The sequence below is a fragment of the Rubripirellula lacrimiformis genome (assembly GCF_007741535.1).
GTDB classification, from domain to species: Bacteria; Planctomycetota; Planctomycetia; order Pirellulales; family Pirellulaceae; genus Rubripirellula; species Rubripirellula lacrimiformis.
In genome coordinates, this window is sequence record NZ_CP036525.1 from 5,309,703 (window position 1) to 5,323,817 (window position 14,115).

Here is a 14,115-nt window from a genome sequence, read left to right on the forward strand (position 1 = left end):
AGCAGATCGACAGTGCGTCAGGTTATACCATGTTATAACACGGTTCAAGATTCGTTCCTCACCGCCCGAAAGCAGCGTTGAAATGCAACTTCGCTTGATCATTGGTTTTTCCTTTGCCGTCGCCGCATGCCAGTCACCTTGGGGGATGGCCCGTTGCCAGGTGCAAGCCGCCCAGCCGTCGCCCGCAGCCGAGCTGGTCGACGTCTTTGTCCCGGTCCAGGATGGTTACCCGGCCATTCGAATTCCCGCCTTGGTGACCGCTAAGGACGGCACGCTGTTGGCGTTTGCCGAAGGCCGCCAAGGTGGCGACCATTCCGAAAATGACATCGTCCTGAAACGTTCGACCGACGGCGGAGCCACCTGGGGCAAGTTGCAGATCGTCCATGAACAAGGAACGCTGGCCCTGAACAACCCTCAGGCGGTGGTGTTGGATTCGGGACGGATCATCTTGATGTACCAACGCAGTAAACTGGGGGAACGCAATGCCGCTACTGGCTTCGGCCCGGACGCCTATTTTACGTTCACGCAAACCAGCGACGACCACGGCCTGACCTGGTCGGAACCAGTCGACGTATCGGTCCAGGTTAAACGCGGCAAAGTTGTCACCAGTGTGTCGTCCGGCCCCGGCATCGGCATCGTGCTGCAACAGGGCAAACATCGCGGCCGCATCGTCATGCCTTTTAACCAGGGTCCTTATGGCGATTGGCGAGTCTACGCGGTGTACAGCGACGACGATGGAATCACATGGCAAATGGGCGACGTTGCCGATGGCGACGGGAAGGGACACGGCAACGAGGTCCAAATGGTCGAACTGGCCGATGGTCGTTTGATGTTGAACGCGCGTACCCAGGGTGCCGGCGGAACGAAACATCGCAAGATCGCGCATAGCGAAGATGGCGGTCAAACTTGGTCGCCGCTAAAAACCGATTCGACCTTGATCGGACCGGTCTGTCAGGCATCGATCCTTCGCTATTCCTGGCCCGATTCGGGAACCAGCGTGATCCTGTTTGCAAATCCAGCCTCGCACACAGGACGCGAAAATGGCCTGCTTCGCGTTAGCAAAGACGAAGGACAAACATGGTCCGACGTGCAAACCATTTACCCGGGCGCGTTCGCCTATTGCTGTCTGACCAAAATGACGGACGGCCGCGTGGGCGTGTTGTTCGAACGTGATGGTTACCGCACCATCAGCTTTACTGCCATTCGTCTACCGAATCAAAACCCGAGTACCCAACATGACCCAGCAGAATAGCGTCCATCGGCTACAAGGCCTGATCGCAGCGACCTACACACCGATGAACCGTGACGGGAGCCTGAATTTGGCGGTCGTTCCGGAAATGGTCCAGCACCTGATCCGCGATGGCGTATCGGGGATCTACGTTTGCGGCAGCACCGGCGAGGGGATGTCGCTGACAAGCGATGAACGTCGCCAAGTCGCACAGTCGTACGTGACTGCTGTCGATGGTCGACTGCCGGTGATCGTGCAGGTCGGGCACAACAGTCTTGCCGAAGCGAAACAACTGGCTGCCCACGCAAGCGAGATTGGTGCGGACATTGTCTCGGCGACTTGCCCCTCGTACTTCAAAGTTTCCGACGTTCCCACGTTGGTCGATTGCATGGCGGACTTGGCTTCGGCTGCTGCCGACCTGCCGTTCTATTACTACCACATCCCGATCCTGACCGGATCGACGATCCAAATGGCCGACTTTTTGGAACACGCGGCCGACCGGATCCCCAACCTAGCGGGACTGAAATACACCGATACGAAGCTGTTCGAATTCCAACACTGTCTGGAACTCGCCGACCGCAAGTTCGACGTCGTTTGGGGCTGTGACGAGATGCTGTTGGGCGCGATCGCCACGGGTGCCGAAGCGGCGATTGGCAGCACCTACAACATCGCGGCACCGGTTTACCAACACGTGATCGATGCGGTTGCGGCGGGTGATCTGCCGAGGGCCCGCCGATGGCAAGCGAGATCGATCGACATGATTCGCACCATGGGACGGTACCCTTTCCATTCGGCGATGAAGGCGGTCTTGGCGATACGTGGACTTGATTTTGGTGGCTGCCGATTGCCTCAGGGCCGCCTGTCGCAATCGGAGACCGAAACGCTGCAACGCGAACTCGACGCGATCGGATTCTTCGAATGGTCCAGCCCCCAATCGTCGGCGGATTCATGATCGCTCGGATCCTTGGTTCCCTCTGCATTGTCCTGTTGTTTGCAGGATCGCCGACATTCGCCACCGACCAGACGTTGTTGTCGTGGAACGCACTGCCCGACCTACCGGACGACCTAGGCGTGGCCGGCCCGTTTGCAGGAGTCCACAACGATGGGTTGATCGTTGCGGGCGGAGCAAACTTTCCCAGGCCTGTTTGGGAAAGCGACAAAGTTTGGCGCGACCGCATCCATGTGCTGACCCGAACCGGTGGCGACTACGTTTGGAAAGACGGTGGCACGCTGCACCGGCCCATCGCCTACGGTGCCGCCGTGTCGGTACCCGATGGACTGAACGTTCCCGCCGGTGTCGTCTGCATGGGCGGAAACGATTCGTCCCGTACGTTTGACGACGTGTTCCGGCTGACCTGGAATCCTGAAACCGGATCGATCGACCAAGAATCGCTGCCATCCCTGCCGCAGCCCTGCGCGTTCGGCGCGGCCACATTGATCGGAACGACGATCTATCTGGCGGGCGGCCAGAGCGGCCCGTCGCTTGAATCAGCAATGTCAAACTTCTGGTCGTTGGACCTGTCGCGGCAAGCCACCCCCGAACAATTTCAGTGGGAAGCACTGCCCCCTTGGCCGGGACCTCCACGTGCACTGAACCTGACGGTTCACCAGCACAACGGCTATGACGAATGCGTGTACGTGATCGGCGGCCGAAATCAGCAAGGTGACGACGTCCAGTTTCTGAGCGACACCTGGGAATTCAATCCCAGTTCAAACACTTGGCGAACGCGCCGCGACGCACCACGTTGCATCATGGCGGGAACCGCAATCGGAGTCGGGCAAAGCCACGTTTTTGTGCTCGGCGGTGCGGACGGGTCACTGTTCCACCAGACCGACCGACTGCGAGACAAGCATCCTGGATTCCCTCACAAAACGTTGGCGTACCATACGATCACCGACACCTGGACCGAAGCTGGGCCCAGTCCGGCCAATCACGTCACCACCATCGCAGTTCCCTGGGGCGATTCCATCATCGTGCCATCGGGGGAAATTCGTCCGCGAGTTCGATCGCCGAAAGTCTTTCGCGTCACCGTGAACCGGGCGGTCCCGAGCTTTGGGATGATCAACTACATCGTGCTGTTTTCCTATCTGCTGTCGATGGTCGGCGTTGGAGTCTACTTTGCCAAAAAGAACAAGAGCACCGACGACTATTTCCGCGGCGGCAGCCGGATCCCATGGTGGGCAGCCGGATGCAGCATCTTTGCCACCATGCTTAGCTCGCTGACGTTCACGGGCATCCCGTCGAAGTCTTACGCGCAAGACTGGGTGTACGTGGTCGGCAACTTCACGATCCCTTTGGTTGCGATCGTCGCCGTCTATGTCGCGCTTCCGTTCTTTCGACGAATCGACGCAACCAGTGCCTACGAGTACCTGGAAAAACGGTTCAACCGATCCGTCCGACGCTTCGGCAGCGCCAGCTTCACGCTGTTCCATGTCTTCCGGATGGCGGTGGTGATGTCGTTGACCGGGCTTGCGATGGCCATCGCAACGCCACTGACGCCCACTCAATCGGTACTGTTGATGGGCGTCCTTAGCATTGCGTATTGCACGTTGGGCGGCGTCGAAGCAGTGATCTGGACCGATACGATTCAGACGATCGTGCTGTTTGGGGGCGGCATCTTGGCGTTGATTCTGTTGGTGGCCGGGACCGATGGTGGTTTCACTGGATTCCTATCCGCCGCCCATGCGTCCGATAAGTTTGACATGGCCAACCTACACCTCAGTCCGACCAACGCACAGATTGGATTGTGGGTCATCATTGTAGGTGCGATTGGCCAAAACCTATCCTCCTATACCGCCGACCAAGCGGTTGTGCAGCGATACATGACCACGGCCAACCAACGACTGGCCGCCCGATCGATATGGACAAACGCGGTGCTTTCGGTGCCCGCGAGTTTACTATTCTTTGCTATCGGCACGGCTCTGTTTGCGTTCTACCAATCGCATCCTGAGAAACTGGATGCGACGATCACGACGGACCAAGTGTTCCCGTTGTTCATCGCTCGGGAGATGCCAATCGGGGTCGCAGGTCTGATTGTTGCAGGCGTCTTTGCCGCGGCTCAATCGACGGTTTCGACCAGCATGAATTCCACCGCTACCGCGATCGTGACGGACTTTTTGCGACCATGGAATGTGTGCCGATCCGACCAGGGCTATCTGCGGTACGCGCGTGGATTGACGCTGTTGATGGGAGTCCTAGGGACGCTATTGGGGCTGGTATTCGTCGACCCCAGCATCAAATCGTTGTTCGACACATTCTTAGTCGTCATCGGTTTATTCATGGGCGTCTTGGGCGGCCTGTTCATCTTGGGCGGAACCACGACGCGTGCCAACGCGGCCGGTGCCATGACCGGGGCGATGGTCGGCGCCGCGACCATGTTCGGACTTTGGAAGTTCACCGCCGTCAACGGATACCTTTACACATCGTGCGGAATCACCACCTGTTTTGTGGTGGGATATCTGGCCAGCCTGGCTTTCGCACCACCCGCTGGAGACCTCGCCGGATTGACCATTCATACGTTGCCGAAGGTCGGACAGGATGACACACCATCGCGTAAAGCGAGCCTGGAAATACAAAGCTGAAATCATGGACGAACTTCGCCGCAACCAGCTCATCGCGACCTACCGCGATGGTTTGCTGAACGACACGCTGCCGTTCTGGATCACGCACAGCGTTGACCGCCAGCATGGCGGCTTCATGACCAGCCTGAACCGCGACGGCACCGTGATCGACACCGACAAGTCCGTTTGGCAGCAGGGCAGATTCACCTGGCTGCTAGGCGAACTTTACAACAACGTCGAACAACGCGACGAGTGGTTGGAACTGGCCAAGCACGGCGCCGAATTCTTGGACCAACACTGCTTCGATCCTAGCGACGGGCGGATGTGGTTCCATCTAGCCCGCGATGGAAGTCCCATTCGAAAGCGGCGGTACGCTTTCTCGGAAAGCTTCGCCGCGATTGCTTACGGTGAACTTGCCAAAGCGACCGGAGAGGACCGATACGCCGAAAGAGCGCAGCAGACGTTTCAACGATTCATCGACCACAACCTGAATCCGCAGGGCACGCAGTCCAAATACACCGCCACGCGGCCTACACGCGACATGGGTTTCCCGATGATCACCATCGTCACCGCTCAGCAGCTGCGCGGTTCCATTGAACTGGCTAACGCCGATGAATGGATCGATCGCAGCATCGACGACATTCGCCAGCATCACATCAAACCAGACATCCAGTGCGTGATGGAGACAGTGCAAGCCGACGGCGGGTTGCTAGACCATTTCGACGGGCGAACGCTGAACCCGGGCCACGCTATCGAATGCGCTTGGTTCATCATGCAAGAAGGAAAAATCCGCGGCGATCAAGGGTTGATCCAAACCGGATGCCAGATGCTGGATTGGATGTGGCAGCGTGGTTGGGACCAAGAACACGGCGGTCTGCTGTACTTCGTCGATGTCAACGGATTGCCGGTCCAAGAGTACTGGCACGATATGAAATTTTGGTGGCCCCAGTGCGAAGCGATCATCGCCACCCTGCTTGCTTTCCAATTGACCGGCGATCCCAAGTACGCGGACTGGCATCGCCAAATCCACGAATGGGCACATGACCATTTCCCCGATCCACAGCATGGTGAATGGTTCGGCTATCTGCACCGTGACGGCAGCGTCAGTTCCCAACTGAAGGGCAATCGATGGAAGGGCCCCTTCCATATGCCCCGGATGCAAATGACGTGTTGGCAGATGCTATCCGAGCAATCGCCATAGACGGTCGCCGGGCCCCCAACTTCAGACCGCGATTCGAATTCGTTGACGGTAGTCGCGGGGCGTCATGGTCCGGTGCTGGCGAAAGCGACGGTTGAAATTGGATAGGTTCACGTATCCGGATTGCTGGCTGATCGACAAAATCGAATCGTCGGTATCGATTAGCAAGCGACAGGCGAATCCGATTCGCAGTTCGTTGATGTAGGCAGATAACGTTCGGCCGGTCGATTGCTTGAAGAACCGACTGAACGCCGACGGGTTCATGCCCGCCAACGCCGCAAGATCACCGTGCGACAATTCGGGATCTGTCAAACGTTCGGCAATGCGGTCGCAGATCACCTGGATCCGTGTCTCGACTTCTTCGCTTTCCGTGGCACGATAGTACGGCGTGGCCAACGACACAGCGTCTTGGCACTGCGACAACTGGTGCAGGATCGTTAGCAGTTCGATCATCCGCACCGCGCCGACCTGGTCGACCAAACCGTGCATGCGAGCACCAATCGACTTTGCCATCTGGGCCGGAAACCAAAGACCGCGACCGGCGCGCTGCAAAAGTGTCGACACATCCGACATCTCGCCGGTGCGAAAGAAATCGGGGCCCAAAAATTCAGGATGAAACTGCAATACGATGGCCGAGTGCAGATCGTATGTCTGCCCGCGAAATTCGTCCGATGCCCAGGTGTGGGGAAGCTGTGAACCGAGCAGCACCAAGTCGAAATCGGCATAGCTGCCAATGTGATCCCCCACCACTCGCGAACCCGCCCCGGACGGTATGTAGGTCAGCTCGATTTCCGGGTGCCGGTGCCATTTCACAGGCGAACGCAGCGTGGATCGATCGAAACACCGAAAGGACTCTCCCGCAGACAGCAGCAACTTTTCATATGACGCCTTCATCGCTGTACCTACCACCCATTGGACTTAGACAGGTCGACATGTCCGCCCCGAAAAAGGGTCCCCGGGGGGGAACCGATGGGCCGTTATCAACCACCCCCCAGACTAAAACACACCCTTTGCGCACACAAAGTACCACAAATGGCAACCAGTGATGGGGACATCCATCTGAAATGCAATCAGAATCTGGCCATGCAGGCGGACGTCTACCCCTTTCCACCGGGAACCAACCATGACCACATCCAAGCCCACTAGCGACCGCAAGGTGGCACTCGCGTTCATGGCCCACCCCGACGATGCCGAGATCACCTGCGCGGGCACACTGATCCGACTGGCTCGATTAGGCTGGACGGTGCACATCGCCACCACCACAGGCGGTGACTGCGGTGCACTCTCAGGCAAGCCGGAAGACGTCGCACGCATGCGGTTCGACGAGGGTACAGCTGCGGCAAAGTTGATGGGTGCCACCTTTCATTGCCTGAATGAACCGGACGGACGATTGGTTTACGATCGCACATCGCTGCAGAAGTCGATCGATCTGTTCCGCCAAATCGCACCCACGTTGGTGATCACGATGCCAATGTCGGACTACCACGCCGACCACGAAGTCACCGGCCAGCTCGGCCGTGCGGCAAGCTTTGTGTACGCGGCACCAAACGCATCGAAGTTGGATTTGGTCGACGGGTCTCAGGTACCGCACCTTTACTACTGCGACGGGCACGGCGGCGAAGACCGATTGGGCAACCCGATTTCGCCCACCACCTACGTCGAAGTCACTGAGCAAATGGACCTAAAAACAGAAATGTTGGCCTGCCATGCCAGTCAACGCGAGTGGTTACGTTCTCACAACGGCATCGACAATTACCTGTCGGCGATGCGTGACTACAACCTACGGCGCGGCAGCGACATCGGCGTGACAGCCGCAGAGTCATTCGTGCAACACCGTGGTCATGGCCATCCACACCACGACCTGCTATCCGAATTGTTCCCAACGGCCCAATCACAACCGGCCACACCGAAATCACTATCGGAGACTCTCTGATGAACAAGCGTGTTTCCGCCCCTAGCACTGATCACAACCAGTCCGTTACCGATCAAAAATCTGTCGTGTCGCCCACGAGTGGAAATGGAATTGCAATCCAGATTTTCCCCGATTCAGATCTGGCCAGTCGAGCGGCCGCGGACGAAATCGCCGCATTGATCCGCAGTCGCGCCAGCGAACAGCGATGTTGCGTGTTGGGTTTGGCGACGGGATCCACACCGGTACGCGTCTACCAGGAACTCGTGCGGCAACACCAAGACGAAGGGCTATCGCTAGAAAACGTCATCACGTTCAATTTGGACGAATACCTTCCCATGGCCCCCGACGCACAGCAAAGCTATGTGCGTTTCATGCAGCAGAACCTGTTCAACCACGTGGACATCCCCGCACAGAACATCCACATCCCTGATGGCACGATTGCGACGGAGGACGTTCCGAACTACTGCCGCGATTATGAAGACAGAATCATTCGTGCCGGTGGAATCGACCTGCAACTATTGGGCATTGGCCGAACCGGTCACATTGGATTCAACGAACCGGGATCGACGGCCGATTCCATCACACGGATGGTCACCCTGGATCCCGTGACACGCGCCGATGCAGCCAACGACTTTGGCGGTATCGAAAAGGTTCCATCGCATGCGATCACGATGGGAGTCCGAACGATCTTGCAGTCTCGCCGCATCCGATTGCTGGCCTTTGGCGATCACAAAGCGTCGATCGTTCAGCGGACCATCGAAGGCGAGGTATCCACCGACATCCCAGCCACCTATTTGCAATCGCACTCCGATGTCCAATTCTTGCTGGATCCGGATGCCGCTGCGTTGACCAGCCCCACCGCTTTTGCCAACGAACTTTAATCAGATCAACACGATCCTAGCCGCCTGTTTTCCCAACCGAGAAGTGAGATCAAGATGAAAGACAAGTCACGCGACCAACACGGTTCCAACAGCGTCACTAGCCGGCGAGACGTATTGCGCCACGGTGCATCACTGACGGCTGCTGTCGCGGTCGGCGCCCATGGCAGCCGAATGGTCCACGCAGAAACGCCCAGTGCTGACCCGAATCGCACCATCAACATTGGCATCGTCGGTGCAGGCGGCCGCGGCACCGGCGCCGTCAACGATTCGCTGACGATCAATGAAAACGTCCGACTGGTCGCGATCGCGGATTTGGATCAAGCCAACGCCGAGCGGCTTCGCAAGGGAATGCAGACCCGGCACGGCGAAAAGGTCGACGTCAAAGACGATCGGATTCACACCGGACTGGACGGATACAAAGCCATCTTGGATGCGCCAGACATTGATGTCGTCTACCTGACCACGTCCCCCGGATTTCGCCCATCGCATATCGCCGAAGCGGTCAGCGCGGGCAAACACGTCTTTGCTGAAAAACCATCCTGTGTCGATCCAGCCGGCTATCGCGTCTGCACCGCGGCTCATGACCAAGCCGTCAAAAATGGAACGGCGATCGTCACCGGGACTCAGTACCGACGTCAGATCAACTATGTCGAAGCGGTGCGCAACATCCACGACGGAATGATCGGCGACATCATCGGTGCGACCACACGATACTGTTCCGGCGGCATCTGGTACAAAAACCGAGCCGAAGGCGTCAGCGATACTCAGTATCAACTGAACAACTGGATGCACTTCATTTGGTTGTCCGGTGACCAGATCACCGAACAAGCGGTTCACAACATCGACCTGATGAATTGGGTGATGGGCGCACCGCCCGAATCCGCCTATGGATCCGGTGGACGCTTCACACGTCCGGAAGACAGCGAGATGTGGGACAGCATGTCGATTGACTACATGTACCCCGGCGATCGTCCGGTATCGTTCATGTGCCGCCAAATCCCGGGATCCAAGGGCGACAACGGCAGCACGATCCGTGGCACCAAGGGGACCGCGATCATTGGATCGGGCAGCAGTGGGTCCCAAATCCTGGATCGCGATGGAAAAGAAATCTGGAAACTCGGCGGCAGCATCGCGGATGCCTACCGCCAAGAACACAAGGACCTGATGGATTCGATTCGTGCCGGCAAACCCATCGTCGAACTGCGGGAAACAGCGAACAGTTCCTTGACCGCCGTGTTAGGACGAATGGCAGCCTACACCGGCCAGAAAGTCACCTGGGATTTCGCGACCAAGGAATCCACCTTGGACCTGTTCCCCGAATCGATTGATTGGGACGGCGAACGCCCAGCCCCAGCCTACGCAATCCCAGGCAAGACCAAACTCGCCTAGCACTGGGTTCCTGCCAAGTTCAGGTTCCTAGTCTGGGAGCCTAGGCTACGTTATCGCGGCCCTCAGCGGACCGCTTCATATTCGCAGCTGGCGGTTAGCCCATCACTGTGCACGTTGACGAACCACGCTGTGGTTCCCGGCGGCAACGGTACGGCGACATGCCAACTATCTCCCTGACGCGTCAGCATCGCTGGCGTCTGAGTCCATTGGCGGCTTCCGGTGATTCCCGAATCCGTCGTCGAAACCAAGACTGCGTCACGGAGCATTTTCGACGACGAAAACGACACAACGACATCGTCGCCCGTCCGGATCGCCTTGGTGGGGCGACACCACGGACCACCGTCACGCACCACACTTTCGGCGAACGCGTAGCTGTCCGGCGGGTTCCAACCGGCCCCATGGCCGTGACGCATTCCGGGGATCAGCGACACCATCGCAACACCCGAAACCGCGCGGTAACAATCGGCCTGTTTGTCCAGCGGAAAATGCTGGTCGCCCGGCCATGATTACCACAGCGATGGCATACTGGCCTTGTCCATGCGAACCATCGGGTCCCAAACCTGTTGATAGATTGGATTGTCCCCCAACGCGCGGCCATACTGGTTACCAGCGTCCGACAGACTTCCGCAACCATAGGTCGGGATTGCAAATGCGAATCGATTGTCGATTCCCATGACCGTGCTGGTGATGATCCCGCCCCAGGAGATGCCCATCACGCCCACCCGATCGGCATCGACTTCGGGAAGCGAACGCAACAACGAATTGGCCAGCACGGTATCGGCAACGGCATGGTACATCCACTGATCAGCGATTGGCTGGTCGCTATCGGCATAGATTCCGTTTCGCCGAGGTCCCGGCCATGCATGGCGTTTTCACTGCTTGGTGCTGCTATCGCGCTGGTCCGTCTGTCCTTCGACCGCGATGCTGATGGCGGCAAATCCATTCTCGTTCCACTTCTGGACCCATTCCTTGAATGCGGATCCTCCACCGCCGTGAACCAGCACGACGCCCGGAACCTTTCCTTCACTTCCCGTGGCCTGCTCGGCTCCCTTTCCGTGCCCCGCTTCCTTGATCTGCCCCGCTTCCTTGATCTGCTCGGGCGTTGGCATTCCGATCCAAGCGAACACGCGAGTCGTTTTTCCCTGATAGGGCAACGCATCGTAGTAGATGGCACGCAACGGCGGACTCTGTTCGAATCCTTCGGCGACACGATATTGGGGTGCGTCGACGAGTTGCCCCAGCAATTCAACCTGATCACGAAGCGACTCGAAATCCTCAGCAAGCAAAGTTTGATGGTGCACGACCATCGAAACTGCTATCCACGCCCCAATGATCAAACCACGAATCATTCCACACACTCGTTCTGCTTGCAAAAATGGATGTGACTTGGTCCCTGGCCAGCGGATCGACGACCGCACCAGGGTTGACCGAAGTGTAAAACTACCAACACTGGACCGTCACCGCTTTGGCACGCGATTCGCTGCCGGGTGGGCAACGGACGATCCCCCTTTGCAGATCCGCCGTTTCCCAGTCGGATCGCGACTGGGCCCGACTTGGGCCCGACTGACCGTCAAGCAGTGTACGCTGTCGGCAGATCGCAAAGACGGCCATCGATGCTGTCCCGCTATTTTCAACAAGAACACGAAACGATATGAAACCAAACCTTTTCCAATCGTACACGCTGAAAGACATCACTCTGCGAAATCGGATCGCGGTGTCACCGATGTGTCAGTATTCATCCGATGATGGATTCCCCAACGATTGGCACCTCGTGCACCTGGGGTCGCGTGCGGTCGGCGGCGCAGGTTTGGTGGTTGTGGAAGCGACGGCGGTTTCCCCCGAAGGTCGGATCAGCCCACAGGACAGTGGCATCTATACCGACCAGCACGTCGAACCGTTTGCGAAGATCAATCGCTTCATGACGCAACACGGGTCCGTCCCAGGAATCCAGCTGGCCCACGCCGGTCGCAAGGCGAGCGCCAGCAAGCCCTGGGAAGGGGACCATCACATTGGTCCTGACGAAGGCGGATGGGCCACGATCGCTCCGACGGCCGAGGCGTTCGGCAGTAACTTGCCGAAGGTGCCAAAGGAAATGAGTATCGATGACATCCACCGCGTGAAACAGAACTTTGTCGACGCCGCACGCCGTTCGCTGGATGCTGGTTTCCAGTGGCTGCAGATTCACTTTGCCCATGGATACTTGGCACACGAGTTCTATTCGCCGCTGTCCAACAAGCGAACCGACCAGTACGGCGGCAGCTTCGACAATCGAATCCGATTCTTGATGGAAACGTTCGCTGGAGTCCGCGAGGTTTGGCCCGAGCGACTTCCATTGACGGTCCGACTGTCGGTCACCGATTGGATCGACGGCGGTGTCACGATCGACGAATCGATCGAGCTGACCCGGCGATTGAAATCCGCTGGACTTGATCTGTTGGACGTCAGCCATGGTTTTGTGACCCCCGACATCTCCAGCGTCCCCTGGGGTGCCGGCATGATGCTTCCTCACGCCGGACGCATTCGCACAGAAGCGGACATCCCGACAACCACTAGCTGGTTGATCACCGACCCGGTCCAAGCCGAAACGGCGATCCACAACGGCCAAGTCGATGTCGTTTCCTTGGGCCGTGAAATGTTACGAGACCCATATTGGCCGTACCACGCGGCCAAACAACTTGGCGTCGAGGATCGATCCGGTATCCTTCCCGATCAGTACGCCCGAGCGGTCCAGTAGCCAAAACCCTCGGTGGCGATCTTGCGGCAACATGCCAAGCGATCCGACGCCCATTCAGTATCTCCAACATGAACGAAGCGATGACATTCAACGCACTGGTAATCGAGAAGACTGGCGAATCAGAAGTTGCCGCGTCCATGGAATCATTGACCGTCGATCAGCTTCCCGCAGGCAATGTCACCGTGGCGATCGATTACACGACCGTCAACTTCAAAGACGGTTTGTGCATGCAGTCGCGCAGTCCTCTGGTCCGCAACTACCCGCACGTTGCCGGGATCGATTTCGCCGGTACGGTCGAGGCATCGGACGACTCTCGCTACAAACCGGGCGACAAAGTCATCCTGACCGGTTGGAATGTCGGCGAATCGCATTGGGGTGGCTTTTCACAGAAGGCTCGCGTCGATGCCGACTGGTTGGTTCCGCTGCCCGATGGTCTGACCACACGCCAAGCGATGGCAGTCGGCACAGCGGGCGTCGCAGCCATTTTGGCTGTGATCGCTTTGGAAAAACATGGCCTGAAACCTGACCACGGCGAAGTGCTGGTCACGGGAGCAGCCGGTGGGGTGGGTTCCATCGCGACGGCTGTGCTGGGGAATCTCGGCTATCAAGTCGCTGCGGTGACTGGCCGACCAGAGGCCGCCGACTACCTGACGTCTTTGGGTGCGACTCGAATCGTCCCACGCAGTGAAATCGATACGGTATCCAAACGGCCGATGGAATCAGCGACCTGGGCCGGCTGCGTCGATGCCGTGGGCGGCGAAATGCTGGCTCGCGTGCTGGGCCAGATGAAGTACGGCGGATCGGTCGCTGCGGTTGGACTGGCCGGCGGTTCGTCGCTGCCCACCACCGTGATTCCATTCTTGCTACGCGGAGTCAACTTGCTGGGAATCGACAGTGTTCTGCAACCGTTCCCGAATCGACTGGAAGCATGGCAACGTATCGCAGCGGATTTGCCGCTGGCGAAATTGGACGCCATGATCCAGCCGGCAACGCTGGCGGACGTCCCCAGGCTGACCACCGATATCCTTCAAGGCAAAATCAAAGGCCGAGTCGTGGTCGACGTGAACTCATGATTTCGGCATTTGGCAGCGAAGGGGGCGAACAACCAATCGCATGTCCAGGCCCAACCGGCCCGGCCACCGGTTCGAAATGAAACCGTTTGTAAGTTCGTGTTGCGGTGGTTGAAATACCATAGAATGTTGGTCCCTCCCC

13 protein-coding genes are annotated in these 14,115 nt (G+C 58.1%); 9 read left to right on the forward strand and 4 right to left on the reverse strand.

The features are described 5' to 3' along the window. Positions 1 to 82: 82 nt before the first annotated feature. The 4 genes from K227x_RS18690 to K227x_RS18705 are packed head-to-tail and all read left to right on the forward strand — an operon-like array spanning position 83 to position 5,990. The gene (locus K227x_RS18690; RefSeq protein WP_145171872.1) at positions 83 to 1,252 is read left to right on the forward strand and encodes a sialidase family protein; all 1,170 of its coding nucleotides are present in this window, start codon (positions 83 to 85) and stop codon (positions 1,250 to 1,252) included. Beyond that, positions 1,236 to 2,180, forward strand: a complete 945-nt coding sequence (locus K227x_RS18695; protein ID WP_145171874.1) for a dihydrodipicolinate synthase family protein — start codon at positions 1,236 to 1,238, stop codon at positions 2,178 to 2,180. Before K227x_RS18690 ends, K227x_RS18695 begins: the two co-directional genes overlap by 17 nt. Next, positions 2,147 to 4,810, forward strand: coding sequence for a sodium:solute symporter family transporter (locus tag K227x_RS18700; protein WP_145171876.1), 2,664 nt, complete (start codon positions 2,147 to 2,149; stop codon positions 4,808 to 4,810). The genes K227x_RS18695 and K227x_RS18700 overlap by 34 nt, the downstream gene beginning before the upstream one ends. Positions 4,811 to 4,814: 4 nt before the next feature. After that, positions 4,815 to 5,990 (forward strand): AGE family epimerase/isomerase, encoded by a 1,176-nt coding sequence (locus K227x_RS18705; RefSeq protein ID WP_145178105.1) that lies wholly within the window; start codon positions 4,815 to 4,817, stop codon positions 5,988 to 5,990. Positions 5,991 to 6,011: 21 nt separating this feature from the next. On the opposite strand, the gene K227x_RS18710 is transcribed toward K227x_RS18705, so the two are convergent. After that, positions 6,012 to 6,881, reverse strand: a complete 870-nt coding sequence (locus tag K227x_RS18710) for an AraC family transcriptional regulator (RefSeq protein ID WP_145171878.1) — start codon at positions 6,879 to 6,881, stop codon at positions 6,012 to 6,014. 229 nt (positions 6,882 to 7,110) lie between these two features. Here K227x_RS18710 and K227x_RS18715 point away from each other — a divergent pair, with 229 nt between their 5' ends. The 3 genes from K227x_RS18715 to K227x_RS18725 are packed head-to-tail and all read left to right on the forward strand — an operon-like array spanning position 7,111 to position 10,169. Continuing rightward, positions 7,111 to 7,920, forward strand: coding sequence for a PIG-L deacetylase family protein (locus K227x_RS18715; protein WP_246145919.1), 810 nt, complete (start codon positions 7,111 to 7,113; stop codon positions 7,918 to 7,920). Continuing rightward, a complete protein-coding gene (gene nagB / locus K227x_RS18720; RefSeq protein WP_145171880.1) occupies positions 7,920 to 8,780 on the forward strand; it encodes a glucosamine-6-phosphate deaminase in 861 nt (286 codons plus the stop codon). Before K227x_RS18715 ends, nagB begins: the two co-directional genes overlap by 1 nt. A gap of 54 nt (positions 8,781 to 8,834) precedes the next feature. After that, positions 8,835 to 10,169, forward strand: a complete 1,335-nt coding sequence (locus K227x_RS18725) for a Gfo/Idh/MocA family protein (protein WP_145171882.1) — start codon at positions 8,835 to 8,837, stop codon at positions 10,167 to 10,169. 62 nt (positions 10,170 to 10,231) lie between these two features. On the opposite strand, the gene K227x_RS30690 is transcribed toward K227x_RS18725, so the two are convergent. The 3 genes from K227x_RS30690 to K227x_RS30700 all read right to left on the reverse strand — a co-directional run bounded on the left by K227x_RS30690 (position 10,232) and on the right by K227x_RS30700 (position 11,470). Then, on the reverse strand, positions 10,232 to 10,603 hold the full coding sequence (locus K227x_RS30690) for a hypothetical protein (RefSeq protein ID WP_218933361.1): 372 nt from the start codon (positions 10,601 to 10,603) through the stop codon (positions 10,232 to 10,234). Positions 10,604 to 10,675: 72 nt separating this feature from the next. Further along, positions 10,676 to 11,005, reverse strand: a complete 330-nt coding sequence (locus K227x_RS30695; protein ID WP_315854359.1) for a prolyl oligopeptidase family serine peptidase — start codon at positions 11,003 to 11,005, stop codon at positions 10,676 to 10,678. A gap of 36 nt (positions 11,006 to 11,041) precedes the next feature. Continuing rightward, positions 11,042 to 11,470, reverse strand: a complete 429-nt coding sequence (locus K227x_RS30700) for a hypothetical protein (RefSeq protein WP_218933363.1) — start codon at positions 11,468 to 11,470, stop codon at positions 11,042 to 11,044. A 350-nt stretch (positions 11,471 to 11,820) separates the two neighbouring features. Here K227x_RS30700 and K227x_RS18735 point away from each other — a divergent pair, with 350 nt between their 5' ends. Further along, positions 11,821 to 12,903 (forward strand): NADH:flavin oxidoreductase/NADH oxidase, encoded by a 1,083-nt coding sequence (locus tag K227x_RS18735; RefSeq protein ID WP_145171884.1) that lies wholly within the window; start codon positions 11,821 to 11,823, stop codon positions 12,901 to 12,903. A gap of 80 nt (positions 12,904 to 12,983) precedes the next feature. Then, positions 12,984 to 13,976, forward strand: coding sequence for an MDR family oxidoreductase (locus K227x_RS18740; protein ID WP_145171885.1), 993 nt, complete (start codon positions 12,984 to 12,986; stop codon positions 13,974 to 13,976). Positions 13,977 to 14,115: the final 139 nt, after the last annotated feature.

Coding starts and splice junctions, on each gene's coding strand:
- K227x_RS18690 (WP_145171872.1), top strand. CDS start 83: ATGCAACTTCGCTTGATCATTGGTTTTTCCTTTGCCGTCGCCGCATGC.
- K227x_RS18695 (WP_145171874.1), top strand. CDS start 1,236: ATGACCCAGCAGAATAGCGTCCATCGGCTACAAGGCCTGATCGCAGCG.
- K227x_RS18700 (WP_145171876.1), top strand. CDS start 2,147: ATGGTCCAGCCCCCAATCGTCGGCGGATTCATGATCGCTCGGATCCTT.
- K227x_RS18705 (WP_145178105.1), top strand. CDS start 4,815: ATGGACGAACTTCGCCGCAACCAGCTCATCGCGACCTACCGCGATGGT.
- K227x_RS18710 (WP_145171878.1), bottom strand. CDS start 6,881: ATGAAGGCGTCATATGAAAAGTTGCTGCTGTCTGCGGGAGAGTCCTTT.
- K227x_RS18715 (WP_246145919.1), top strand. CDS start 7,111: ATGACCACATCCAAGCCCACTAGCGACCGCAAGGTGGCACTCGCGTTC.
- nagB (WP_145171880.1), top strand. CDS start 7,920: ATGAACAAGCGTGTTTCCGCCCCTAGCACTGATCACAACCAGTCCGTT.
- K227x_RS18725 (WP_145171882.1), top strand. CDS start 8,835: ATGAAAGACAAGTCACGCGACCAACACGGTTCCAACAGCGTCACTAGC.
- K227x_RS30690 (WP_218933361.1), bottom strand. CDS start 10,603: ATGGTGTCGCTGATCCCCGGAATGCGTCACGGCCATGGGGCCGGTTGG.
- K227x_RS18735 (WP_145171884.1), top strand. CDS start 11,821: ATGAAACCAAACCTTTTCCAATCGTACACGCTGAAAGACATCACTCTG.
- K227x_RS18740 (WP_145171885.1), top strand. CDS start 12,984: ATGACATTCAACGCACTGGTAATCGAGAAGACTGGCGAATCAGAAGTT.